Consider the following 25,223-nt stretch of genomic DNA (forward strand, 5'->3'; position numbering starts at 1 on the left):
TAATCCTCCCCATCGGGAGATGGGGAGGGGGACCGGCCGAAGGCTGGTGGAGGGAAAGGGGCTCGACCTCCGAATCTTCCCCTCCACCACGCTTCGCGCGGTCCCCCTCCCCACGCTGCGCGTAGGGAGGAATTTAACGTCCGCTATTGGCCGCCAGTCATGGTCGCCCTCCCGCACGCCGCTAACTCTCCGGCCCCAGCCGATAGCCCATGCCGCGCACGGTATGCAGCAGGGGCCTGTCGCCGCCATCGTCCAGCTTGCGGCGCAGGCGGCTGACATGCACGTCGATGACGTTGGTGCCGGGATCGAAATGATAGTCCCAGACGCCTTCCAGCAGCATGGTTCGCGTCACCACCTGGTCTGGATGGCGCAGGAAATATTCCAGCAGGCGGAACTCGCGCGGTTGCAGGTCGACGGAGCGCGATCCCCGCTTCACCCGGCGGGAAAGCAGGTCCATCTCCAGGTCCGCGTGCCGCAAATGGGTGACGACCCCGCCGCCGCCGCCGCCCCGGCGCAGCAGCAACTGGACGCGGGCCATCAGCTCGGCGAAGGCGAAGGGCTTGGCCAGATAATCGTCCGCGCCGCTGGTCAGCCCCTCCACACGGTCCTCCGGCGTGCCCAGCGCCGAAAGGATGATGACCGGCGTTTCGATTTCTGCCGCGCGCAGGGCCTTCAGCATCGCCATGCCGTCCATCGCCGGCATCATCCGGTCCAGGATGATCGCGCCATAGCTGCCGTCGCTCGCCAGGAACAGGCCGTCGCGGCCATTGTCCGCCCGGTCGACGGTGAAGCCCGCCTCGCCCATGCCCTTGGCGACATAGGCGGCGGTCGCCGCATCGTCCTCCACCACCAAGATCTTGTGGCTCATCTCTTTCCTCCCGGCCGGTCCAGCATCACCACCCGCATCCGGTGCGCATGCTTCAGGCCCAGCGCTATCCTGGATCGGCCATGGCGTAGCAGATAGGCGCTGGCCTGATCCAGCGAGCGGATCGGCATGCCGTCCAGGCTGACCACGCCGTCGCCGACGCGGATGCCCAGCCGCGACGCCTGGCCGTCCGTCTCCATGCTGGTGACGACCAGCCCAGATCCGTCCGGCACGCCGTTGCTGAGGGTGATGCCGGGCAAGGCGCGGGCCTGCGCGGCGGCCGCCTCCATCCGGTCGTCGCCAGCATGGCGGACGTGCAGGAAGAAGGCGCCGCTCATGACCAGCGCGCAGAGCGCCAGCGCCGCCAGAAGGACGCCCGATGCCGCGTTGCTCAGCCTCTGCCTGTCCATGCGCCTGCTTTCATGGGCGGAAGGATGATCCATGGGAGCCGCCATGTCATGTTACGCTTTGTTCATGCCGCGGTTCATGCCGCGGCCGGGCCTTCATGGACGGCGACCCGCCCCGTCCGCTCCAGCTTGCCCCAGCCCACGACCCAGCCGCCAATGGCCGATGCGATGGCCCGCACCACGACCCCATACATGATCTGGCGATAGACGAAGCGCTGCGCCACCAGCAGATGCGGCGGATAGCGCATGCCGCGATTGTCGAGCGCATAGGCGGCCCAGCCGCACAGCATGTCGATGGCGGTGAAGGCCAGCCAGTACAGCCCCATGGTCCAGACGTCGCCGCTGGTCTGCGCCCAGCCATGCTGGTTCACCCGGACGATGGTGCCCATGATGGACGCGACGAGGGCCAGGTCGATCAGCGGGGAGATGGCGGCGAACATGATCTGGAACAGCCAGGCCTGCGGCAGGCCGACCAGCGCCAGTCCGGTGGGCCGCCGTTCGCGCAGGATGCGGCGATGCTTCCACAGGCATTGCAGCGTGCCGAACGCCCAGCGATAGCGCTGCCGGGCGAGCGCCCGGAAGCTCTCCGGCGCCTCGGTCCAGGCGACGGCTTCGGGATCGAAGGTGACGCGCCAGCCCGCCCGCTGGATCGCGATGGTCAGGTCCTGATCCTCCGCCAGCGTATCTTCGGGATAGCCGCCCACCGCGTCCAGCGCCGCCCGCCGCCACGCGCCGACCGCGCCGGGCACCACGGTCATGGCGTCGAACCCGGCCAGCGCCCGGCGCTCCAGATTCTGCCCGGTGATATATTCCACCGCCTGCCAGCGGGTGACCAGGTTGACGCGATTGCCCACCCGCGCATCGCCCGCGACTGCGCCCAGCGCCGGATCGGCGAACCAGCGGGCGAGCCGGGCGATCGTCTGCGGCTCGAACTGGGTGTCGGCGTCCAGCGCGATGACGATCTCTCCGGTCGCCTGCGCCAGCGCCCGGTTCAGCGCCGCCGCCTTGCCGCCATTCGGCAGCGTCAGCAGCGTCACGCGGGGATCGTCGGCGAAGGCCTGCGCCACGATGGCGCTGGTGGCGTCCCTTGACCCGTCGTCCGCGACGATCAGTTGCAGCCCCGGATATCGGCTGGCCAGCACCCGGCGAACCGAGGATTCGATGACCCGCGCTTCATTATAGGCGGGGATGATGACGGAGACGGTCGGCTGATGGTCCGGCGGCGCGGGGCGGCCGCGCCGCGCCTGGAACCAGGCGAGGAAGGTCATCAGCACCGCCCGCGCCAGCCCCAGCGAGATGGCGACGTAGAAAATCCACCCCAGCAGCGCGGACAGCGCCGCCAGCGCCACGAAGGCGGCGACGTCGACCCGCACCGCCAGCAGGTCGCCGGCCCCGACCGGCGGCATGGCCGCCTTCGCCGGAATCCCGGCAAGCTGCGATACCGGCACGAAGCGATAGCCCTCCGCCCGCAACTGCGCGATGATGCGGGGCAGCGCGGCCACCGTCTGCGACCGCTCGCCCCCGCCATCATGCAGAAGGACGATATTTGCGGAGCGGTCGGCGCTGGCCGCATGCACCTGGTCGATCACTTGCCGCACTATGGCGTCCGCGCCGGGGCGCTGCCAGTCATTGGGATCGACATGCAGGCCGACCACCGTATAGCCCAGCTTTTGCGCCGCCAGCGCGGGGCCTAGCTCGTCCGCCGTGGTCGGCTCCGCATCGCCGAAATAGGGGGCGCGGAACAGCCGCATGCCGCGCCCGGTATAGGCCTGCACCAGCCGCTGCGTGGCGTTGAGCTGCAACCGGGTCGGCTCCTCCGACCAGGTGGCGAGGTTCGGATGGTCGTAGGTGTGGTTGCCGATCTCGTCCCCGTCCGCGACGATCCGTTGCAGCAGGCCCGGATGCTCCAGCGCGTTTTCGCCGATGACGAAGAAGGTGGCGGGCGTGCGCGTGCTCTCCAGCACCTTCAATATCTTCGGCGTCCATTCCGCATCCGGCCCGTCGTCGAAGGTCAGGGCCAGCGTCCTGCGGTCCTGCCCGCCTGCGCGCTCCACCTGATAGGGCGTGGGCAGCGCGCCATAGCTTTCCTGTTCGATAGTCCCCTGCGGCCCGAAGGCGATGGCGCGATGGCCCTGTGCGGGCGTGGCGGTGATGCGCAGGATTTCGCCCGAACCCTCGACATCGGTGTTGAGCGTGCTCGCCATCGTGCCCAGCTTCGGCCGGCCGCCGGTGCGCCACGCGGTCAGGTCCGCCCAGAAGCCGGGGTCTTCGCTGCCCAGCCGCCACAGCGCGACGCTCCGGATGCCGAGCCGCTTCAGCACCAGCAACTCGTTCCAGATCGCGGCGGCGTCCAGCATCCAGATCTGGTGGCGCACCCCCGCCTCATCATAGGCGAAGCCCGCATTGCCGCTCGCCGCGTCGTAGAGCGGGCGGGCGGCGCTGTCATGCGCGGCGAGCCAGGCCTCGTCCAGCGACAGGGCGTCGGCGGTCCCGCCATGCCAGTCATAGGCATAGCTGCCGAGCGCGACGAGGATCCTGTCAGCGCCGATGGCGCGCAGCGCTGCCTCCGCCTGCCGGGCGAACCAGCCCTGCGCGGCGATGGGGCCGGGCTGACCGCTCTGCCAATGCTGGTCGTAATCCATCAGGATCACCCGGTCCGCCACGGCGGCGAAGCGGGCCAGCGGCCAGCCTTGCTCCCCCGCGGGCACGGTCAGCGCGATCTTCGCGCCCTGCGGCAGGGCGACGCGCAACATGCGCAGGAAGCGCAGATAGCCGGGCATGGCGCTGTCCGGCAGCGATTCGAAGTCCATGACCAGCCCCGCCTCATGGCGGCGGGCGACATAGCCGCCTAGCTGACGGGCCAGCGCCCGCGACGCGACGGCATCGCGCAGCAGCCGCGCCGCGCCCGCGCCGTCCCAGCTTTCGCTGCCGATATTCTGCACCATGGGCAGCACCCTGGGCGGGCGGGGCATGGCGGCGATCATGCGGTCGAACGCCGCGTCGGCCGCGACATGGATCGGCTTGCCGGCGCCGGGCACGCTGATCAGCGCCGGCACCACCCAGTCCAACTGCCCGACATGGCGGCGCAGGGAGGCGATGCTGCTTTCATCGCCCGGCATGTAGAAGCCGACGTTCAGCGGCCGGGTCTGCGCGCGATGCCCGCCCCAACGCGGCAGCCATCTGGCGATGCCCCGGCGCAGCGAGGATATGCCCGACAGCCGGGCGGCATGCGGCTGGGGCAGCGGCAGGGCAAGGTCGCCTTCCGATGGGACGGCGACCAGGGTGGTGGCGAAGGCGATGGCGGCCAGCAGGATCAGCAGCAACGCGCCCGCCAGCAGCCGCCGCGCCCAAAGCCCCCTGCGGCCGGTAGGATCGAAGAAGATCGGTCTGATCATGGTTCGCGCTGTCGCCCTGTTTCGCAGCGCAGCCTTTACCCGCCGCGCCCTGCCGAGCCGATGAGCCGTTCATGAAATATCGGTCATATATTCGAACGCGGGGAATTGGGCGGGAGTGGACGTCAGTTCCTCCCCATCTCTCGATGGGGAGGAATAGGATAGGCTTTCCCCCCAAACCAACCGCGGCAGTTCATACTCCACGCCGAAAATGCGCGGGCGGTCTTGCCCTTCATCGCCCGACATCCGATATCGCCGCCACCGTCCGCATGTTCCGTGATTTTCAGGGAGTTTCCATGTCAGCCAGTCCCCGTGCCGTGACGCGCGCCGTCGAACCGCTTTTCCTCGATCGCTGGTCGCCGCGCGCCTTCGATTCCTCCGCGATCCCGCAGGAGGATCTGGACACGATCTTCGACGCGGCGCGCTGGGCGCCCTCCGCCTTCAACTATCAGCCCTGGCGCCTGCTCTACGCCACCCGCGACAGCGCCGACTGGGGCCGCTTCCTGGGGCTGCTGATGCCTTTCAACCAGGCATGGGTGCAGAATGCCTCGGCGCTGCTGTTCATCCTGTCCGACACGCTGATCGCCGCGCCGGGATCGGAAGATTTCAAGCCCTCGCACAGCCACAGCTTCGATGCCGGCGCGGCCTGGGCGCTGCTGGCGTTGCAGGCGACCCGGATGGGCTATCACAGCCATGCGATGACGGGCGTCGATTTCGACAAGGCGCGGGTGGAACTGGGCGTGCCGGATCGCTTCCGGATCGAGGCCGCCGTCGCCATCGGCCGCATCGCCGACAAGGCGATCCTTCCCGAAGCGCTCCAGGAGCGCGAGGCGCCAAGCGGCCGCAAGGACATTGCGGAATTCGTCACGGCGGGCAATTTCCCCGCATAAGGCGGGAAGGGCGCGCCTGAATTTATGTGCGCGCCGCGCTCCTGCGAAGGCGGGAGCCCGGTTCCAACCTCAGGCCTGGGTTCCTGCCTGCGCAGGAACACGGCCTTGCATCATTACTGGCGGGGCCTTCGGCTCGCCCTGAACTGAATGTCGATCCTAATGATCGACTGCCAGCCTCAACCAATCCCAAAAATGGTGAGGCCCGGTCCCGCTTGCGCAGGCCGAGCCTCATTCCCTCTCCAAACTGGTAAGCGGATCAGCCGTCGTAATCGCCGCCGATATTCTGGTTGCGCGGCGGGGCGGCGGCGGTCAGGCGCAGGGCCTCCGCCGACTGGGCGATCGAACCGATTTCGTCCGGCGTGTCGTCGTCGTCGATCTGCACCTTCTGCAGCGATGCGACGAGCGAATCGTGCAGATCCACCGGCAGGACGGTCTCCTCCGCGATCTCGCGCAGGGCGACGACCGGGTTTTTGTCGCGGTCGCGATCCAGCGTCAGCTCGGCGCCGCCGGAAATCTCGCGGGCGCGCTGCGCGGCAAGCAGGACGAGGTCAAAACGGTTGGTAACCTTGTCGACGCAATCTTCGACGGTAACGCGGGCCAAACGGGCGCTCCTGAACCAAGAGAAATCGTGAAAGGCGCGCCTAACAGCGCAGGTCTTAAGAGTCAATGAAAAGCCCATAAACTGTGGCCAGCCGCCCCGAATGAGGGCATGAACGGAGCATGGCGAGCATCCAGCAGGCAGAACCGGGGCCAGGCGAGGGGCCAGGTGAGGGGCAGATCGGCCTGTCGCTGCATGGCGACCGCCTGCGCGTGATAGAGACCGGACCGGCGCTGCGCCAGGCGCTGGTGGACCTGATCGACGGCGCGCAGGAAAGCCTCAAGCTCTATTATTACATCTTCGCCGCGGACGGCAGCGGGCAACTCGTCCTCGACCGGCTGATCGCGGCGCGGGGGCGCGGCGTTGCGGTCACGCTGATGATCGACGCCTTCGGATCGGGATCGACGCCGCTCGCCTTCTTCGATCCGCTGCTGGCGGCGGGCGGGCATTTCGGCCGCTTCGGCGCGCGCCGCTCGATGCGCTACCTGATCCGCAACCACCAGAAGCTGGCGATCGCCGACGACCGGCGGCTGCTGATGGGCGGCTTCAATGTCGAGGACGGCTATTTCGGGATTCCGGAAGAGGATTGCTGGCACGATCTGGGCCTGCTGGTCGAAGGGCCGCAGGTGCAGGCGATGACGAGCTGGTATGGCCAGCTCTGGCGCTGGGTTTCGACCCGCGGGCAGCGTTTCCGCACGCTGCGCCGCATGGTGCGCAACTGGCACAGCCCCCTCCATCCGAAGGCAGGCGATCCGATCCGCTGGGTGATCGGCGGCCCCACCCGGCGGCTCAGCCCCTGGGCGCAGCTTGTGAAACACGATCTGGAGCGGGCGCGGCGGCTCGACATGGTGGAGGCCTATTTCTCGCCGGGCCGCGGCATGTTGAAGCGCATCGCCCGGGCGGCGCGGCGGAAGGGATCGCGCCTCGTCCTGCCCTCCAAGTCCGACAATGGCGCCACCGTCGCGGCGGCGCGCCTGCTCTACGGCCCGCTGCTCAAGCGCGGCGTGGAAATCTGGGAATATCAGCCCTGCAAGCTGCACATGAAGCTGATCGTGGTGGACGATGCGGTCTATGTCGGATCGGCCAATTTCGACATGCGCAGCCTGTTCCTGAACCTGGAGATCATGCTGCGCGTCGAAGATCCCGGTTTTGCCCAGGCGATGCGCGCCCTGATCGACCGGCGGGTCGCGCAAAGCCGCCAGGTCACGCTGGAAACGCACCGCGCCCAGCGCAGCCTGCCGACGCTGGTCAAGCAGTGGATCAGCTATTTCCTGGTGGGCGTGCTGGATTACACCGTGACCCGCCGGCTCAATTTCCGCGACCCGGATGCCGATTAGGGCGGGGACAGAGCCGTTGCGGTTTCCCCCGCCCCGGAAGCGCGCTAGGGTGGCGGCGTGACAAGGGAGACGGACCCGGCGGCCTACGACCTCGCCGTGATCGGCGGCGGCGTCAACGGCTGCGGCGTGGCGCGCGATGCGGCCGGGCGCGGCGCGCGGGTGTTGCTGCTGGAGCGCGGCGACCTGGCGCAGGGCACCTCCTCCGCCTCCACCAAGCTGATCCATGGCGGGCTGCGCTATCTGGAGCATCGGGAGTTCGGCCTGGTGCGCGAATCGCTGGCGGAACGCGAGCGGCTCTGGGCGATCGCGCCGCACATCATCCATCCGTTGCGCTTCGTGCTGCCCTGGGTGCCGGGGCTGCGGCCGCGCTGGATGCTGCGCCTTGGCCTGTTCGCCTATGACCATATGGGCGGCCGCCGCGCCCTGCCGCCGACCCAGAGCGTCGACCTGCGCCGGCATCCGGCCGGGCGGCCTCTGAAAACAGGCTTCGGCACGGCCTTCGTCTATTCCGACGGCTGGGTGGACGATGCGCGCCTCGTCATCCTGAACGCCCGCGATGCCGCCGACCGGGGCGCAGAGGTGCGCACCCGGACGGACGTGCGGCGGCTGGAGCGGGAAGGCGGCGGCTGGACGATCCATGCGCAGGCAGGCGACGGAACGACGCCGCGCTTCCGCGCCCGCGCCGTGGTCAACGCCGCCGGGCCGCTGGCGCTGGACCTGCTCCATCGCGCCCATGGCGAGACGGACCGCCACATGCGGCTGGTGCGCGGATCGCATATCGTCGTGCCGCGCCTGTTCGACCACGGCTTCGCCTATTTCTTCCAACTGCCCGACGGCCGCATCTTCTTTGCCCTGCCCTATGAGCGCGACTTCACCCTGATCGGCACGACCGATCGCGACCATGGGGGATCGGTCGACGACGTCCGGCCCGATCCCGAAGAGATCGCCTATCTCTGCGACGGGGCGAACCGCTATTTCCGAAGGACCATCGCGCCGCAGCATGTGCTGTGGTCCTATGCCGGGGTCCGCCCGCTGGTCGACGACGGCTCCGGTCGACCGGAAGCGGCCACGCGGGGCTACCGGCTGGAGCTTGACGCGCCGGACGGAGAGGCGCCGCTGCTCAGCCTGTTCGGCGGCAAGATCACCACCTATCGCCGCCTCGCCGGGGAGGCGGTGGCGATGCTGAAGCCCTTTCTCCCCAGCCTGTCGGGCGGCGACTGGACCGCGAAGGCGGCGCTGCCGGGCGGCGACTTCCCGATGCGGGAGCGCGACCGGCTGATCGCGGACCTGGGCTGCGACTATCCTTTCCTGGACTATGCCTCGGTGGAGCGGATCGCCTGCGCCTATGGCACCCGCGCCTGGGATTGGCTGGACGGGGCGCGGGACATGGACGGGCTGGGCACGCATTTCGGCCACGGCCTGACGGAGGCGGAGTTGCGCTATCTGGCCGCGCGGGAATGGGCGATGACGGCCGACGACATATTATGGCGACGGACGAAGCTGGGGCTGCGGCTGGACGCGGGGCAGAAGGCGCATGTCCGCGAGTGGCTGGGGGAGAGGGGATGAGCGAGCGGCCGATATTGGTGCTGGACGAGGGCACGACGTCCACCCGGGCGATGCTCTACGCCCCGGACGGGCGGCGGCTGGGCATGGCGCAGGCGGACCTTGGCCAATATTATCCCCAGCCGGGCTGGGTCGAGCATGATGCGACGGAGATCTGGGAAAAGACCCTGGCCTGCGCGCGCGACATGGTGGCGCTGGCGGGCGGGGCGGATCAGGTCGCCGCCATCGGCATCACCAACCAGCGCGAAACCGTGGTCGCATGGGACCGGCGGACGGGCGAGCCTTTGGCCCCCGCCATCGTCTGGCAGGACCGCCGCACCGCCGGTCATTGCGCCGCCCTGCGCGAGGCGGGGGAGGAGGAGGCGGTCCAGCGGCGGACGGGACTGGTGCTCGACCCCTATTTCTCCGCGACGAAGATGCGCTGGCTTCTGGACCATGCGCCCGCCGTGGCGGAGGCGGGAGCCAGGCTCGCCTTCGGCACCATCGAAAGCTGGCTGATGTGGAAGCTGACCGGCGGACAGCATGTCAGCGACGCCAGCAATGCCAGCCGAACCCAGTTGATGGCGCTGGACGGCACGGATTGGGACATCGGCCTGTGCGACCTGTTCGGCGTGCCGCCGCAGGCCCTGCCGGAGATCGCCGACAATATCGGCGCCTTTGGCGCGACGCAGGCCGAATGGTTCGGCCAGCCGATCGCGATCCGGGGACTGATGGGGGATCAGCAGGCGGCGACCATCGGCCAGGCCTGCCTGACGCCGGGCGACGCCAAGGCGACATTGGGCACCGGGGCCTTCGTCCTTGCCCATATGGGCGGTGCCGTGCCGGTGTCGCGGCATCGGCTGCTCGGCACCCTGCTTTGCCGCCTGCCGGGCGAGACGAGCTATGCGCTGGAAGGATCGCTGTTCGTCGCGGGCAGCCTGGTCCAGTGGATGCGCGACGAACTGCGCCTGATCGCGACGGCGGAGGAAAGCGAAGCGCTGGCCCGTTCGGTGCCGGACAGCGGCGGCGTCGCCATGCTGCCCGCATTGGCGGGGTTGGGTGCGCCGCACTGGCGCGCCGACGCCAAGGGGACGATCCATGGGCTGACGCTGGGCACGAAGCGGGCGCATATCGTGCGCGCGGCGCTCGAATCGCTCTCCCACCAGCTTCACGACCTGGCCGGCGCGTTTGCGGCCGACGGCATGCCCTGGCGGACCCTGTGCATCGACGGCGGGATGAGCGCCAACGACTGGATCGCGCAGGATCTGGCCGACATTCTGGACCTGCCCGTGGATCGCCCCGCCGATGTGGAGACGACCGCCAGGGGCGCGGCGATGCTGGCGGCGGTGGGCGCGGGCCTGTTTCCCTCCCTCGCCGCGGCAGCCGCGGCGATGCGGGCGGAACGGCGATGCTTCATGCCGGCCTTGCCGGACGATGCCAGGAACGAAAGGCTGCGGCGTTGGCATGCGCTGCTGGCCTTTGCGTGATTTCTCGCGTGTATATTCGGAATCGTGAGTATATTTTAACGATAAGCGTCTAATGCGGGGCGGAACATGCAGACGTCTCTTCAACATCCTTCTTCCCGCCTTGCGCCGCTCGCTTTGGGTTGCGCCTATTTCCTCATGGCGGCGCTGGCGTTGGCCAGTTCGCGCTTCGAAGGGGGACTGGCCTTCATCTGGGGCGCCAATGCGCTGCTCATGGCCTATCTGCTGACGTCGCGAGCCGGCGCCTGGCCCGGGGCCCTGATCGTCTGCGGCGTGGCGAGCGCGCTGTCGACCGCCCTGTGGGGCATGGGGACGCTCGCCGCCGTGCCGATGGCGGTCATCAACCTGCTGGAAGCGCTGATCGTCGCGCTGATCTGCCGCCGCTTCGCGCCGGGCGGCAAATTCGCCGGATCGATGCAGCGGCTGTTCGTCTTCATCCTGGCGCTCTGCGGCCCGGCCAATCTGATCGCGGGCCTGGCCGCCGCCACGGTCGCGTCGGCGCTGACGACGGTGCCCTTCGCCTCGTCGCTGCTGCAATGGTATACCGGGCATGTGCTGGGCGGGCTGACCTGCACGCCGATCCTGATGATGCTGATGCGGGGCGAATTGCGGCGCTGGTTCGGCCAGACCCCGCCCCGGGGCAAGTGGGAGGCGCTGGGGCTGTTGCTGCTCTTTGCGCTGGCGACCGCCTTCGTCTTCTATGCGGCGCGCTATCCGTTGCTGTTCGCGCTGCTGCTGCCGATGGTCGCCATCGTGTTCCGCCTGGGCAATCTGGGCGCGGCGGCTTCGGTCATGATCCTGGCCATGATCGGCGGCATGGCGACCATGACCGGCCACGGCCCGCTGTACATGATCCCCGGCACGCTGGGCGAGCGGATGCAGTTCTTCCAGCTTTTCCTGGCCTTCAGCTTCCTGCTGTCCATGCCGATCGCGGCGGAATTGAACAGCCGCCGCCGCCTGTTCCAGATGTTGCAGGAAAGCGAGGCGCGCTACCGCGCCATTGCGGAAAATAGCGGCGACGTGGTGCTCAACATCAGCGTCGGCGGCGTGATCGAATATGCCTCCCCCGCCGCGGCGGAGCAGATCGGCTGCGCCCCGGAACTGCTGATCGGCCAGGATGCCGCCAATCTGGTCGACCCGGCGGACCGGGACCAGGTGATCGCGACGCTGGACCGCGCGCTGGACCAGCCGGGAGAGGTGCAGACGGTGGAATTCCGTCCCTTCATCTCCGCGCAGGGCAGCGAATGGTGCGAGATGGTGGCTCGGGCCGTCGTTGACGAACGCGGCCTGCCTACCGGCGTCGTCAGCACGATCCGCGACATGTCCCGGCACAAGGCGCGGCAACGCGCGCTTCAGCAGGTGGCGGCGCTGGATTCGCTGACCGGGGCGGACACCCGCCGGGCCTTCCTGGAAAAGCTGGAGGAGGAGATGCTGCGCGTCCGCCACGGTGCGCGGGCCTGCCTCTTGCTGATCGACATCGATCATTTCAAGGCGGTCAACGATTGCTACGGCCATGGCGCGGGCGACCGCGTGCTGGCGGGTTTCGTGGAGCGGCTGCGTCCGGGGCTGCGCGGCGGCGACAGCATCGGCCGTCTGGGCGGCGAGGAATTCGCCATATTGCTGAGCGGCACGGATGTCGTGCGGGCGAGCATGATCTGCGAAAGGCTGCGCGAAATGGTGACGGCCCATCCGGTTCAGATCGATTCGGGCGAGGTGATCCCGGTGACGTTCAGCGCGGGCTTGGTCGGGCTGGGCAGCCAGAGCGACGCTCAGGCGGTGCTGGAGGCGGCGGACAAGGCGCTCTACAACGCCAAGCACAGCGGACGGAACTGCCTGCGCCTGGCGGCGTAGGGAGCGTTTGGACCCTCTGGACGAAGCGCCCTCCCGGCGGTTGGGCGCGCGCAGCAGCGCGACGGGGATAATGGCGGGCCGAAAAGTTCCCCAGGTCTATCGCAAGAATCTCGCGATGATATGTTGTAACTTTCCCCCGCCTCGCTTATGTAGCACGCACCATGCCGATCAGCCTTCGCCAGCATCTGCTCAACGGCCGGATCGATCGCCTCGCGATCGCTCTGTCGGGCATGTGCGTGGCGCATTGCTTCGGCACGGCCGTGCTGCTGGGCGTGCTCGCCTCGGCCGGGGGGATTTTCGAAAGCCCGATCTTCCATGAGGCCGGACTTGCGCTGGCGATCCTGCTCGGCGCGGTGGCGCTCGGCCACGGCGCGGTGGCGCATGGCTTCATGATGCCCGCCGCCATCGGATCGCTGGGCCTGGGCATCATGGCGGGCGCGCTCACCATGGACCATGGCTGGCAGGAAAGCGCCTATACGTTGCTGGGCGTCGGCATCCTGGCGCTCGGTCACGATCTCAATCACCGCGCCGGGCGATAGCCGCTCCGGCATCTCAGGCGGGACCGCCCAGCGATCCGGAAATGCGGCAAGCCAAGAAGGTCGGTCCTCGACCCCGGCTCAGATCGGCTTCCGGTCCAGCCGGTGCTCGCCCTTCACCCAGCGCACGGTGCCGGTGCTGGCGCGCATCACGACGCTGTCGGTGGTGAGCCTGCCGCCCGGCAGCCGCTTGACCCCGGCCAGCAGCGATCCGTCGGTGACGCCGGTCGCCGCGAAGATGCAGTCGCCCTTGGCCAGTTCGTTGAGGTCATAGACCTTGTCCAGATCGGCAATGCCCCATTTGCGGGCGCGGGCGCGCTCGTCGTCGTTGCGGAACAGCAGCTTGCCCTTGAACTGCCCGCCGACGCAGCGCAGCGCCGCGCAGGCCAGCACGCCCTCCGGCGCGCCGCCCGAACCCATGTACATGTCGATATTGGTTTCCGGATCGGTGGTGGCGATCACCCCCGCCACGTCCCCGTCCGGGATCAGCATGATGCCGCAGCCGATGGCGCGCAGCTCCGCGATCAGCTTCTCATGGCGCGGCCGGTCCAGCACGCAGACGATGATCTCATGCGGATCGACGCCCTTGGCGCGGGCGACCGCCTCGACATTCTCCTTCACCGGCCTGTTGAGGTCGATGACGCCGTCCGGCAGGCCGGGGCCGACCGCCAGCTTCTCCATATAGACGTCGGGCGCGTTGAGCAGGCCGCCCTCCTCGGAAATCGCCAGCACGGCCAGCGCGTTGGGACCGGCCTTGGCGGTGATGGTGGTGCCCTCCAGCGGATCGAGCGCGATGTCGATCCGGGGGCCGGTGCCGATCGCGTTGCCGACCTTTTCCCCGATGTACAGCATCGGCGCCTCGTCCCGTTCGCCTTCGCCGATGACGACGGTGCCGTCCATATAGAGGTCGTTGAAGGCCAGGCGCATCGCCTCGACCGCGGCGGCGTCGGCGGCCTTTTCATCGCCCCGGCCGATCAGCTTCGACGCGGCGATGGCGGCCGCCTCGGTCACGCGCACCATCTCCAGCACCAGCACGCGATCGAGTATCGAGCTTGCCTGCACCATGTCGTTTCCCCTTCAGCCGCTATTTTGGGGAGGGCGATAGGATGTCGGCCGGCCATTGTCGAGGGCGTGCCTTTCACGAAGCCGATGCAATGAAGGCATTTGTCCGATTGAGCGCCGTCATATGGCGAGATTGGTGGAGAGCGGACGTTACCCTATTCGTCACCCCTCCCCCTATTCGTCACCCCGGACTTGATCCGGGGTCCCGCTGCCTTGGGCTAGGCGCGGACTCAGAAAGAAAGCAGGACCCCGGATCAAGTCCGGGGTGACGGTAAATGCTGTCCGCTCACGGCCAACTTCAGCCCCGCCAACACACCTCCAAGCATCAATCCAGTATATGCATCACCACCGGCGTTTGCAGCAGGCTGTCCGACCCGGCCAGCCGGTCCAGCGTCTCGCGCACGCAGCGTTCCTCGCCCGCATGGGTGACGATCGCCACCAGCACCCCGTCCGTCTGGCTGGCGCCGCGCTGGATCATGCTCTCTATGGACACGCCGGCGTCGCGGGTCGCCGCCGCGATCTCCGCCAGCACGCCGGGCCGGTCCTGTACCTTGAAGCGCAGATAGGCGCGGCCGACGCGCTTGCCGGCATCCGCGGGCTTCTGCTGCGCGAGCGCCGCGACCGGCATGGCCAGCGCGTCGCCATATTCGTCGCGCGCCACGTCGATCAGGTCCGCGACCACCGCCGATGCGGTGGGGCCGTCGCCGGCGCCGCGCCCCTGGAAGAAGAGGCGGCCGACGAAATTGCCCTCCGCCACCACGGCGTTCAGCGATCCGTCGACATGGGCGAGCGGATGGTCGAGCGGCACCAGCATCGGATGGACGCGCTGGAACAGGCCTTCCGGGCCGTTCTCCGCCATGCCGACCAGGCGGATGCGATAGCCCAGCGCCGCCGCTTCCGCGATGTCGGCGGCGATGACGTGCCGGATGCCGGTGATCGCGACCGCATCGAAATCCAGTTCCGTGCCGAAGGCGAGGCTGGCGAGGATGGTCAGCTTGTGCGCGGCGTCGACGCCATCGATGTCGAAACTGGGATCGGCCTCGGCATAGCCCAGTTCCTGCGCTTCCTTCAGCACCTCGTCGAAGCCGCGTCCTTCTTTCTCCATCGTGGTTAGGATATAGTTGCAGGTGCCGTTGAGGATGCCGTAGACGCGGGCGATCTCGTTCGCGGCCGCGCCCTCGCGCATGCCCTTGATGACCGGGATGCCGCCCGCGACCGCCGCTTCATATTTGAGCGCCACGCCCGCCTTTTCCGCCAGCCCGGCCAGGTCCAGGCCATGATGGGCCAGCATCGCCTTGTTGGCGGTGACGAAGGGCTTGCCGACGCTCAGGCACTGGCGGGCGAGGGTGAGGGCAGGGCCGTCCGCCCCGCCGATCAGTTCCACCACCACGTCGATGTCGTCGCGGGTCGCCAGCGTCGTCATGTCGTCCACCCATTCATAGGGCGACAGGTCGACGCCGCGATCCTTGTTCCGGTCGCGGGCGGAGATGGCGACGATCTGGATCGGGCAGCCGGCGCGGCGGGCGATCAGGTCCGCATTGGTCTGGAGCAGCCGGATGACCCCGCCGCCCACCGTGCCGAGGCCGACCAGCGCGACGCGCAGCGGGGCATGGCGGTGCAGATTGGTCATGGCTTGCGTTCATCCTTCCTGATCACGAGACGCCGCGCTGATAGCGGCCTCTGCGCGTCTGTCCAAGGAAAAGGAGCCGATGCCGGAACCGGAAAGGCTGTCGCCGCTGCCAGGTCAGCGAACCGTCCTCGTCCGCCCGCAGGGACCAAGGGCGTCCAGGACAATCCGATAATCCGCGCGGGTCAGCTCGGCATCCTGGGGCGACAGCGCGCGCACGGACCGGGCGGGCAGGGCATCGGGCAGGCCGCAGGCCAGGCGGTACCAGAGCAGGCTGCCGGGCGCGGGGGGGCGGGCTGCCTCATCCACGATCTCGCCCAGCGCCACGGCCCAGCGCGGTTGCTGCCCGGGCCGGCGCAGGATGGACAGCGAGACAGGGTCGCCATTTTCGGTGCGCAGGAAGATCTGCGTCTCCCCTTCCCCGGCGATGGTGCCCGCGACGTGGAAGGCGTCGCCCAGCCCCACGATGCGGGGCGGCGCATCGACGGCGACCAGTTCGGACAGGATCGCCTTCACCCGCTCGGTCTCGGCCGGGGTGGCGAGGATCTGCGCGTCCCGGGCGATGAGCTGGATTTCGCCGGGACGCCCTCCGGGACGCGCGAACAGGATGACCTGCGCCTTCTTCAGCTTGGGCATCTTGCCCCGCGCGTCGAGCGGCGCGTCATAGAGGTAGCGGACGGTCGGGCTGATTCCCCCTTCGCCGCGAATCAGCGCGCCGACATTCGCCTCCACATAGACCCTTTGATGCCCCGGCGGCACGGCGCCGGCCTGCCCCGGCTTCAACTTGATGATGTTGCCAATCCGCGCCTGTGCCACCAGCGGCGCGGCGTCGGCGAGGTCGGCTATGTCCGCATAGGATAGGCCCGCGACACGCTCGGATGATTGCGCTACCATCCGATCCGAATCCGGCTGAGCCGCAGAAATCCGCGATTGTGCGGCGAAAATGAGGCAGATCAGGGTGAGCGTCCGCAGGGGCATGGTGGATTTCTTTTTCATCTTCGTCCTAATGATGGCAGTCCGTGACATGTTTGTCACATGCAAGTCTTTCCGGTGTGTAATGGCGGTCGCAAATGATCATATCGATAAAGCGTTTGCGTGCCACGATGCGCCGCGATAGGAGTTCGCACGGTAGCAAATGGACGGATAGGGGCCAAGATGACCGGGGTTAGCCCGGCCAGCTCGGGCCGTTTTTGGCTTATTTGCCGAATAACAACTGGTAAGCTGAGTTAAGGAGTGTCGTTGCCGAATGGCCTATGCTGACCACTCGCAAGGATCGAGTCGTACGATCTCGATCATCATCGTCGCCCTGATTCACGCTGTTCTGGGTTACGCCTTCGTCACCGGCCTTGGCATGAAATATGTCAAAAAGGCGGCGGAACAGCTGAACGTGATCGACGTCAAGGAGGAACCGCCGCCACCGGACGAGGAGCCGCCGCCGCCGCCGCCAGACCAGCCGGTCGAACCGCCGCCGGTCGTCGCACCGCCGCCGATCGTTCAGACCCCGGCGCCCGCACCGCCGATTCAGACGGTCCGGACCCCGCCGCCGGTCTTCAACCCGGTTCCGGTCGCCGCGCCGCCGCCGCCGGCTCCGCCGCCGCCGGAGGTTCCCGCCTCCCGCGCGTCCCCGCGCAGCAGTCCGGGTAGCTGGCTCAGCGATGCCGACTATCCCAGCCGAGCGCAGCGTGAAGAACGTTCGGGCACGGCCGGGTTCCGCCTGGAAATCGGTCCGGACGGTCGCGTGACCAACTGCACCATCACCTCTTCGACCGGCCATGCCGACCTCGACGAGGCGACGTGCCGCCTGCTGCCGCGACGTGCGAGGTTCAAGCCCGCGACGGCAGCCGGAGGCGGTCCGATGTCGGACACGTACAATGGCCGGATCACCTGGCGTCTGCCGGAGTGATTTTGAAAAGGGCGGGCGGTCGCCTCCGGATGATTGGACGCCGCCTACCCTTGTTTATTGATCCTTTGAGAGGGAAGTCTTGAACATGTTGATGTATCTCGCAGCAGCTGCCGCGCCCAAGGCGGAGAACCCCTATGGCCTGATGGAGGCCCTGGAGCAGGGCGGCACCATCGCCTGGACCGTTTTCATCATCCTTTGCGGTATGTCGGTCGGCACCTTCTATATTTTGTTCACCAAGCTGATCGAACAGCAGAAGGTGATCAACCAGGGCAAGAAGGTTCGCGCAACCTTCTGGCGCGCCGCCAGCCTGAAGGAAGGCACCGCCAAGCTCGAAAAGAACTCGGCCTACAAGCAGATCGTCGATGACGGCATCAAGGCCCAGGAAGAACACACCAAGCTGACCGACCCGGTCGAAGCCCATGACTGGCTGCACGGCTCGCTCGCCCGTTCGGAAGCCTCGATCAACTCGAAGCTCGGCGGCGGCCTGGCGTTCCTCGCCACCGTCGGTTCGACCTCGCCGTTCATCGGTCTGTTCGGTACGGTTATCGGCATCTACCGCGCGCTCATCAAGATCGGCGCCGCCGGTCAGGCCTCGATCGACGCCGTCGCCGGCCCGGTCGGTGAAGCTCTGATCATGACCGCCCTGGGTCTGGCCGTGGCCGTTCCCGCGGTGCTCGCCTACAACTTCCTGCAGCGCCGCAACAAGTCGATCGCCGAACAGCTCAACGGCTTCACCGTCGACCTGCTGGCTCACCTGGTGTCGAACGGCGCCGTGAAGCCGACGATCGCCGCTGCCCCGGCCGCTCCGGCTGCCAAGCCGGCAGCCGCGCCGACCAAGGCCTGATAGGCTGAGATGCCGATAAGGGGGCCGGCGGCGGCTGCGACGCTCGGTCCCCCCTTATCGCACGTGGGCTCCGGAACGCCGGGGCGCCATCGACAAGCATGTTAGGAAATAATCAATGGCAATGAGTGTTGGCTCTGACGGCGGTGACGACAAGCCGATGTCCGACATCAACACGACGCCGCTCGTCGACGTCATGCTGGTGTTGCTCATCATCTTCCTCATCGCGGTCCCGGTCGTCGTCCAGACGGTTCAGCTACAGCTTCCCAAGGTCGCGTTCGAGCCGACGACGACGAAACCGGAAAATGTTTCCCTGTCGATCACGCAGGCTTCCGACGGTAGCTGTGCGGTCTACTGGAACCTGACCCGCGTGTCCTCCAACGAGCTGCTCGACCGCGCGGTCGCGAAGCTGGAGGCGGACATCAAGAAGGCGGGAGGCGTTGAGAACCTGACGCCGGAGGATCTGCCCGAAGTGCATATCCGCGGCGACATCAACGTTCCCTATCGGTGCATCGGCGGCACCATCTACACGATGCAGCGCGCCGGTTTCCCGAAGGTCGGCTTCATCTCCGAGCCCGAACCGGGCACGACGACCCGCCGGCTTTAAGAAGTTCTAGGAGTATCGCCACATGGCTATGAGTGCCGGAAGTGAAGATGGCGAACCGATGGTGGAAATGAACACGACGCCGTTGATCGACGTCATGCTCGTTCTCCTCATCATGTTCATCATCACCATCCCGATCCAGACCCACGCGGTCAAGATCGACCTGCCGCAGAACGCCCCGCCGACCGACAGCGTCATCGACCCTGTCAAGAACAAGGTGGCGATCGATCCCAGCGGCGTCATCACCTGGAACGGTTCGGCCATCGACCTGCTGACCCTGCGTCAGTATCTGCAGCAGTCGCTGCGGTTGCCGGTCGAGCCCGAATTGCAGTTCCAGCCCAACGCGGCCACCCGCTACGTCGTCGTCGACGAGGTGCTGGCCGAGATCAAGCGCGCCGGCGTGACCAAGCTGGGCTTCGTCGGCAACGAACAATACGGCAATTTCTAAGGCCGTCGGGACCGGGTCCGGCAACGCTGGACCCCGGTTCGGGAAAGATTTGCGCATCGGACGGGGCGCATGTCGGGCGTTCGCTGGATCATCGAACGCCTGTGCGCCCTCAGGGCACGAATACGCCGCCGCTGTCTGGCCGGGAATGTTCGACTTCCCGTTTCCGGGCGCGGGCTGGGGTGACGCAATCGGGCGCGTGATGCGCGGACCTGCATGGGGGCTGCTTCGGCGGCCCCTTATTTTTGCCTGGCCTTGCCCGGTTTAATGCTTTCTTCACCGCGACCGGCGATGATGCGGATGGTCAAATCGGCATTGGATCATGGGCGCCACAGTTCAGACAAATCCGTATCGCGGCAGCAATCGTCTGGCGGATCGCCGCACGGCACTGATCGGCGTTCGGATCCGGCGGCCGGGCGAAACCTGGTTCAAGAGCCAGGTCACGGATGTCTCCGAAGTCGGCTTCCGCCTCAAAAGTTTCATGAAATTGGCGGCCGGCGACGATCTTTGGATCATGCTGCCGGGCTTCGAAGGCCGCCGCGCGCGCGTGTTGTGGAGCCGGTCGCATGAATCGGGCTGCGTCTTCGAACGCCCGCTGCATCCGGCGATCCTCGATCACATCATCCGAATCGGCCAATAAGCCATCGGGCCTTGCCTAAGGGCATGTGCCGACCATTCGCCCATCGCGCCCCTCATCGGCGCGATGAACGCCCCCGCGTCACGCGCAGCATCCCTTGGAGCATTTTCCAGTCGGTCCTAAACGCGCAGCGCTGGCCCAAAAACGCCTGACCGGCGTCGCGGCGCGGGCCCGTCAGAAGAACAGCTTGCGGAAACTGATCGTCACAGCTCGCCCCAGCGGGTCGAGATAGCCGGGCTGGTAGCGGACCGGCGTGATCCCGTCCGCGTCGGTGACGCTGCGCCGCTGGTTGAACAGATTGTCGATGCCGATCGATATGCGCGCGCCGCGCAGGAAGGGATGCTTCTTCACCAGCGAAGGCATCTGCCCCAGATTGGCGAACAGGCGCAGGTCCACCGTCGCCAGGCTGCCGAAGTCCAGCCGCGATGCGCCACCCATGGTTCCGCCCAGCGCGCCATCGACATGGGTGCCGCTTTCCCAATCCACGCTCAACCGCGCGCCCAGGCCGTTATTGACATAGCCCAGCCGCGCATTCAGCTCATGCCGCGGCTGGCCGCCCGACGATCCTGTGGCGTCGCCGTTCAGCAGGTCCAGTTCCGGCACGCCGGGCGCGATCAGGATGCTCTCGTTGAGATGCCAGGTGTGATAGAGGCTGAAGCTGAGCCGCCCACTGCCTCCGCCGCCCCTTCCGCCGCCGAAACCGCCCGGCCCGCCAAAGCCGCCGCCCGGTCTTCGCGGGCCTTCGCCAAGGCCTCCGCCCGGGCCGCCGCGATCGCCTTCGCCCCGTGGCCGCTCGCCGCCATCCTGCCCTTGGGGGCGCTGCCCGCCCGGCCCGCGATTGCTGAACAGGCCACGCAGATCCTGCAATTCCCTGGGTCGCTCCTCCGGCTTGGCACCCGCGGCCCGCCAGGCCTCCACCACCTTCTGGATGTGCGATTTCAATGGAACGGACAGGTCGAAACCCCAGCGAAGCTGCTCGCTCCGCGACCGCAGGAAATTGATCGGCCGCGCATCGACCTGCACCAGATTGCCGTCATCGTCCCGCAGGAAACGCTGGGGGAACGCGTCCTCGATGGCGGGGGTCGGCGTCGGAAAGGCCGAAATCGGGTTGCTCGTCCGGCTATTGGCGTAGGTCGCCGTCAGCGTCAGATTGGGTTTCTCGAACGGCTTGATATTGGCGCTGAGGCGGAACTGGTCGCGCACGCTTTCCCTGAGGGCTGCATTGCCCCCGCTCAGTTGCGTCACGAACACGGTCTGCCCGGTCGCATAGTCGAACACCGACACATTGGGCGTGGAGATCGGCGGATCGGTGATCTGCGCGCCCGTGGGCGCGGCGCGATCCTGGTTCGCGGACATCAGCAACTGCACGGCGGGCACCGGCCGCCAGCGCATGCCGTATCCCAGCGTCGAAAGCGTGCCGAAGTCGGAATAATGCTGCGCCGCCGCGTTCACATTGACGCCGATGTCGCCCACCGCGCCCAGCACGCCCTTCGACCGGCTGGTGATCGGCAGGTCGACGCTGACCTGCCCGCTGCCGATTTCCCGGCTGTAGCTGTTGTCGCGCTGCTCGCCCGAACGGATCGACCAGCTATCGAAGCCATTGGCCGATCCGCCCACGCGCACCGACGTCGTCACCGCGCCGGCCGGCAGGTCGAACAGCGGACCCGACAACAGCAGGTCGCCCTGCACCGCCCTCGATTCCGCCTTCGCCCGGTCGATCACCCGCGTCGACAGCAGGCCGGACGAAAAGCCGCCGAACGGGTCCGCGCCCGCATTGATTGCGCTCTGGATCGCGCCGGTCGCGAATCCCCGGTCGGTCGAAGTGCGCGTGTTCGAATAATCGCCATTGCCGGTGAAGGACCATTGCCAGCCGCCGCCCAGAAGGCCGCTGAGCGTCACCCCGACATGGCCGGTCGTGCCCTTGATCTGCTGCCCCAGCTCGCCCGCCTGGCGCAGATAGCGATAGAAGCTCGTCGGCGTGGCGAAGGGCGAGAAGGGGTTGCCCGCCGGCAGGTCGAACGCCGCCGCCTGGAACCCTTGCAGGCTGTCATTGTCGGACAGCTCCAGCCGCCCGTTGACGGTCATCGACACCTTGCCCAGGGCGCGGGCCAGGGTCGCATTGGCGGCGAAGCTCTCCGTCGCCGGGCTGAGCGTGCGATGATGGGCCAGCTCGCCGCCGGTCATGCCGTTCCCGCCCCCCAGAAAGGCGTCGATGCCCGACTGCCGGTTGGCCCGCTCGCCCTGCACGGTCGGCGCCACGCCGCGCTCGCTTTCCAGCAGCGACGCGGCGGTCCTGTACTGCATGTCGAGGGTGAAGCGATTGTCGCCCCGGATGCGCAGCAGCGCGCCTTCGACGGAGCCATTCTCCCGCCCGCCCTGCGTCGTGGCGCCTGCCCGCAGGTCTGCCGTTTCGGCGCGGAACCGCTGGCGCAGCACGATGTTCACCACCTTCTGCGTCGGCGCATAGCCATAGCTGAGCGCCACCTGTTCGGGCAGGATGTCGACCCGCGCCACCGCTTCGGACGGGATGTCCTGGATTTCCGAAAAGCTGGAGATCCGCTTGCCGTTCAGCAGGATCACCGGCGTGCCGTTGGTCTGGGGCGACAGTTCCGCGATCATCTCCGATATGGACGTGACGCCCAGGGCGCGGACATCGGCGGCGGAAAGCTGCTGCTCCGGCCTCACATTGCCGACCACGGCGCCGCGTTCGGGCTGGCCGGTGACGACGATCTCGTCCGCATCGTCCATCTGCCCGGCCGGGCCTCTGGGTTCCTCGGTCTGCGCCATCAGCGCGCCCGGCGCCGCACTCATCATCAACGGAAACAAAAGACAGGCAAAGGAACGGCGCACTGTTTACCCCTTAGGATCAAACCCTGAATGCTCTCCCTCTAGGCGGGAGTTGTCTCAAGACTCTGGCAATGCCCATAGAGATTTGTCGCAAAATGTAACCCGGCATCGCCCCGCCCGACCCGCCACGCCGGAAAGGGGACCGTTCGCCTGCCGATTGCATTGCCCGCCAGACTTTCTACACCTTGGCCCATGCGCACGCTCTATCCCGCCATCGAACCCTTCGCCTCCGGACATCTCGACGTGGGGGATGGCCACCGCGTCTATTGGGAGCGGGCCGGGACGCCGGGCGCCAAGCCTGCCGTCTTCCTGCATGGCGGCCCCGGCGGCGGCATATCGCCCGACCACCGCCGCCTGTTCGATCCGGAACGCTATGACGTCCTCCTTTTCGACCAGCGCGGCTGCGGCCGCTCGACGCCCCATGCGGAGCTGGAGGCGAACACGAGCTGGCACCTGGTCGCGGACATCGAACGGCTGCGGCGGATGATGGGCGTCGAGCGATGGCTGGTCTTCGGCGGAAGCTGGGGGTCGACGCTGGCGCTGGCCTATGCCCAGAGCCATGCCGACCGCGTGACCGAACTGGTGCTGCGCGGCATCTTCACCATCCGCAGGCAGGAAATCGACTGGTATTACCAGCAGGGCGCCAGCCGCATCTATCCGGACAAATGGGAACGCTTCGTCGCGCCCATTCCGGAGGCGGAGCGCGGCGACCTGCTCCACGCCTATCGCCGCATCCTGACCGGCGACGACCGCGCTGCCCGGATCGCCGCCGCCAAGGCGTGGAGCCTGTGGGAAGGCGAAACCATCCGCCTGCTGCCCGACGAGGCGCTCTCCGCCACCCATGAGGCGGACGACTTCGCGCTGGCCTTCGCCCGCATCGAAAATCATTATTTCGTCCATGGCGGCTGGCTGGAGGAAGGGCAGCTCATCCGGGACGCCGGGAAGCTGGCGGACATTCCCGGCGTCATCGTGCAGGGCCGCTACGACATGGCCTGCCCCGCCGAAACGGCCTGGGCGCTGCACAGGGCCTGGCCGCAGGCGCGCTTCGAGATGATCGAAGGGGCAGGCCATGCGTTCAACGAACCGGGCATATTGGACGCGCTCATCAGGGCGACGGACGGGTTTGCCGCCCAAGCGAAAGGATAATCATGCGCACATGGATGGTGCTGGCGGGGGTGTTCGGCCTGATGGCCTGCGGCGAGGGCAGCGACCCGATCACTGCGGTCGACCGCCGGGAAACGCCGGAAACCGGCGCGGCGGCAGCCGTCGCGAAGCTGGACGAGGCCAAGCGCAACGGCGTGCTGGAACGCGCCGTGCGGGCGTCGGGCGCGGCTTGCCCCACCGTCATCCGGTCGGAGCGGACGCAGGTGCGGCCCGGGGCCCGGGGCTGGAAGGCCGAGTGCAATGACGGCACCGCGCATCTGATAGAGATCCACGCGGACGGCACCGCCGACGTCACCAGCCGCACGCGCTGACCGCCGGTTCGGGGCATGCCCCGGTCCGACGCGATGGCGGACCATCGCCGTCAGCCTGCGGCGACATCCTGAAACTGGAGGTTGGCCAGCCGCGCATAGAGGCCCTTCTGCCGCATCAGCATGGCGTGGTCGCCCTGTTCGACCAGCCGTCCTTCGTCCAGCACCAGGATGCGGTCCGCCGCCCTGACCGTGGCCAGGCGATGGGCGATGACGATGGTCGTGCGCCCCTGCATCAGCCGGCCGAGGGCATCCTGCACCAGCCGTTCCGATTCGGCGTCGAGGGCGGAGGTCGCTTCGTCCAGCAGCAGGATCGGCGCATCGCGCAGCAGGGCGCGGGCGATGGACAGGCGCTGGCGCTGGCCGCCCGAAAGGCGCGCGCCGCCTTCGCCCAGAAAGCTGTCCAGGCCCTGCGGCAGGGCGCGCAGGAAAGCCTCCGCATTGGCGGCGCGGGCGGCGGCCCAGATCTGATCGTCGCTGGCGTCCCATCGGCCGTAGCGCAGATTGTCGCGGGCCGACGCGGCGAAGATGATGCTTTCCTGCGGCACCATGGCCATCATGCCGCGCACCTCCGCCGGATCGGCCTGGGGCAGGGGAACGCCGTTCAGGCGGATCACGCCCGAATCGGGATCGTAGAAGCGCAGCGCCAACTGGATCAGCGTGGATTTCCCCGCGCCGGACGGGCCGACGATGGCGACCGTCTCGCCCGGCGCGATGTCGATGGAGATGCCGTGCAAGGCCGCCTGATCGGGCCGGGTGGGATAGCGGAAATGCACATCCTCGAACTGGAGATGCGCGCCATGCTCGGTCCGCGGCACGGGAACGGGGCGGGGCGGGGCTGTGATCTGCGGCGTGGCGCTCATCAGTTCATGCAGCCGCCCGG

Annotated in this window: 22 protein-coding genes; 13 read left to right on the forward strand and 9 right to left on the reverse strand. The window is 67.8% G+C overall.

The features are described from left to right. Positions 1–181 precede the first annotated feature (181 nt). From L286_RS34980 to L286_RS34990, 3 genes are read right to left on the reverse strand one after another with little or no spacing between them, the layout of a single operon-like run. Complete coding sequence (locus L286_RS34980; RefSeq protein WP_013039239.1) at positions 182–868, reverse strand: winged helix-turn-helix domain-containing protein; 687 nt, start codon at positions 866–868, stop codon at positions 182–184. After that, complete coding sequence (locus L286_RS34985) at positions 865–1,308, reverse strand: PDZ domain-containing protein (RefSeq protein WP_021223370.1); 444 nt, start codon at positions 1,306–1,308, stop codon at positions 865–867. Before L286_RS34985 ends, L286_RS34980 begins: the two co-directional genes overlap by 4 nt. A 41-nt stretch (positions 1,309–1,349) precedes the next feature. Beyond that, positions 1,350–4,667: a glycosyltransferase gene (locus L286_RS34990; protein WP_020818662.1), complete on the reverse strand. Its 3,318-nt coding sequence runs from the start codon at positions 4,665–4,667 to the stop codon at positions 1,350–1,352. A gap of 293 nt (positions 4,668–4,960) precedes the next feature. Between L286_RS34990 and L286_RS34995 the strand changes: the two genes are divergently transcribed. After that, the gene (locus L286_RS34995) at positions 4,961–5,554 is read left to right on the forward strand and encodes a nitroreductase family protein (protein ID WP_025161072.1); all 594 of its coding nucleotides are present in this window, start codon (positions 4,961–4,963) and stop codon (positions 5,552–5,554) included. 256 nt (positions 5,555–5,810) lie between these two features. Here L286_RS34995 and rpoZ read toward each other — a convergent pair whose 3' ends face one another. Beyond that, complete coding sequence (gene rpoZ, locus L286_RS35000) at positions 5,811–6,155, reverse strand: DNA-directed RNA polymerase subunit omega (RefSeq protein ID WP_007688625.1); 345 nt, start codon at positions 6,153–6,155, stop codon at positions 5,811–5,813. 119 nt (positions 6,156–6,274) lie between these two features. On the opposite strand from rpoZ, the gene L286_RS35005 reads away from it, so the two are divergent. The 5 genes from L286_RS35005 (at position 6,275) to L286_RS35025 (ending at position 12,905) form a co-directional block, all read left to right on the forward strand. Further along, on the forward strand, positions 6,275–7,489 hold the full coding sequence (locus tag L286_RS35005; protein ID WP_020818660.1) for a phospholipase D-like domain-containing protein: 1,215 nt from the start codon (positions 6,275–6,277) through the stop codon (positions 7,487–7,489). Positions 7,490–7,546: 57 nt separating this feature from the next. Then, positions 7,547–9,055 (forward strand): glycerol-3-phosphate dehydrogenase, encoded by a 1,509-nt coding sequence (locus tag L286_RS35010; RefSeq protein ID WP_020818659.1) that lies wholly within the window; start codon positions 7,547–7,549, stop codon positions 9,053–9,055. Further along, positions 9,052–10,518 carry an FGGY family carbohydrate kinase gene (locus L286_RS35015; RefSeq protein WP_020818658.1) on the forward strand — a complete coding sequence of 489 codons (1,467 nt, stop codon included), beginning with the start codon at positions 9,052–9,054 and terminating at the stop codon, positions 10,516–10,518. The genes L286_RS35010 and L286_RS35015 overlap by 4 nt, the downstream gene beginning before the upstream one ends. 66 nt (positions 10,519–10,584) lie before the next feature. Then, entirely contained in the window at positions 10,585–12,366 is a 1,782-nt protein-coding gene (locus L286_RS35020) for a sensor domain-containing diguanylate cyclase (protein WP_020818657.1), read from the forward strand. Positions 12,367–12,527: 161 nt separating this feature from the next. Continuing rightward, positions 12,528–12,905: a MerC domain-containing protein gene (locus L286_RS35025; protein ID WP_007688631.1), complete on the forward strand. Its 378-nt coding sequence runs from the start codon at positions 12,528–12,530 to the stop codon at positions 12,903–12,905. Between the two features lie 78 nt (positions 12,906–12,983). Here L286_RS35025 and glpX read toward each other — a convergent pair whose 3' ends face one another. The 3 genes from glpX to L286_RS35040 form a co-directional block, all read right to left on the reverse strand. Next, on the reverse strand, positions 12,984–13,967 hold the full coding sequence (gene glpX, locus L286_RS35030; protein WP_007688632.1) for a class II fructose-bisphosphatase: 984 nt from the start codon (positions 13,965–13,967) through the stop codon (positions 12,984–12,986). Positions 13,968–14,289: 322 nt separating this feature from the next. Further along, the gene (locus L286_RS35035; RefSeq protein ID WP_007688633.1) at positions 14,290–15,594 is read right to left on the reverse strand and encodes a homoserine dehydrogenase; all 1,305 of its coding nucleotides are present in this window, start codon (positions 15,592–15,594) and stop codon (positions 14,290–14,292) included. 114 nt (positions 15,595–15,708) lie between these two features. Continuing rightward, positions 15,709–16,587, reverse strand: a complete 879-nt coding sequence (locus tag L286_RS35040; RefSeq protein WP_021223372.1) for a hypothetical protein — start codon at positions 16,585–16,587, stop codon at positions 15,709–15,711. A gap of 250 nt (positions 16,588–16,837) precedes the next feature. Here L286_RS35040 and L286_RS35045 point away from each other — a divergent pair, with 250 nt between their 5' ends. The 5 genes from L286_RS35045 to L286_RS35065 all read left to right on the forward strand — a co-directional run bounded on the left by L286_RS35045 (position 16,838) and on the right by L286_RS35065 (position 20,024). Next, positions 16,838–17,494, forward strand: a complete 657-nt coding sequence (locus tag L286_RS35045; RefSeq protein WP_013039248.1) for an energy transducer TonB — start codon at positions 16,838–16,840, stop codon at positions 17,492–17,494. 85 nt (positions 17,495–17,579) lie between these two features. Then, a complete protein-coding gene (locus tag L286_RS35050) occupies positions 17,580–18,338 on the forward strand; it encodes a MotA/TolQ/ExbB proton channel family protein (RefSeq protein WP_013039249.1) in 759 nt (252 codons plus the stop codon). 115 nt (positions 18,339–18,453) lie between these two features. Further along, positions 18,454–18,942: an ExbD/TolR family protein gene (locus L286_RS35055; RefSeq protein ID WP_013039250.1), complete on the forward strand. Its 489-nt coding sequence runs from the start codon at positions 18,454–18,456 to the stop codon at positions 18,940–18,942. 22 nt (positions 18,943–18,964) lie between these two features. Then, complete coding sequence (locus L286_RS35060; protein WP_007688641.1) at positions 18,965–19,387, forward strand: ExbD/TolR family protein; 423 nt, start codon at positions 18,965–18,967, stop codon at positions 19,385–19,387. Between the two features lie 319 nt (positions 19,388–19,706). Beyond that, positions 19,707–20,024 (forward strand): PilZ domain-containing protein, encoded by a 318-nt coding sequence (locus tag L286_RS35065; protein ID WP_007688643.1) that lies wholly within the window; start codon positions 19,707–19,709, stop codon positions 20,022–20,024. A 171-nt stretch (positions 20,025–20,195) separates the two neighbouring features. On the opposite strand, the gene L286_RS35070 is transcribed toward L286_RS35065, so the two are convergent. Continuing rightward, positions 20,196–22,871 carry a TonB-dependent receptor gene (locus L286_RS35070; protein WP_025160685.1) on the reverse strand — a complete coding sequence of 892 codons (2,676 nt, stop codon included), beginning with the start codon at positions 22,869–22,871 and terminating at the stop codon, positions 20,196–20,198. A gap of 189 nt (positions 22,872–23,060) precedes the next feature. On the opposite strand from L286_RS35070, the gene pip reads away from it, so the two are divergent. Continuing rightward, positions 23,061–24,014, forward strand: coding sequence for a prolyl aminopeptidase (gene pip / locus L286_RS35075; protein ID WP_013039252.1), 954 nt, complete (start codon positions 23,061–23,063; stop codon positions 24,012–24,014). A gap of 2 nt (positions 24,015–24,016) precedes the next feature. Then, positions 24,017–24,343: a hypothetical protein gene (locus tag L286_RS35080; RefSeq protein ID WP_020818652.1), complete on the forward strand. Its 327-nt coding sequence runs from the start codon at positions 24,017–24,019 to the stop codon at positions 24,341–24,343. 50 nt (positions 24,344–24,393) lie between these two features. Here L286_RS35080 and L286_RS35085 read toward each other — a convergent pair. Then, a partial coding sequence (locus L286_RS35085) for an ABC transporter ATP-binding protein (protein WP_021223375.1) occupies positions 24,394–25,223 on the reverse strand: 830 nt, incomplete at its 5' end.

The sequence above is a fragment of the Sphingobium sp. HDIP04 genome, from assembly GCF_000445085.1.
Lineage (GTDB): Bacteria > Pseudomonadota > Alphaproteobacteria > Sphingomonadales > Sphingomonadaceae > Sphingobium > Sphingobium indicum.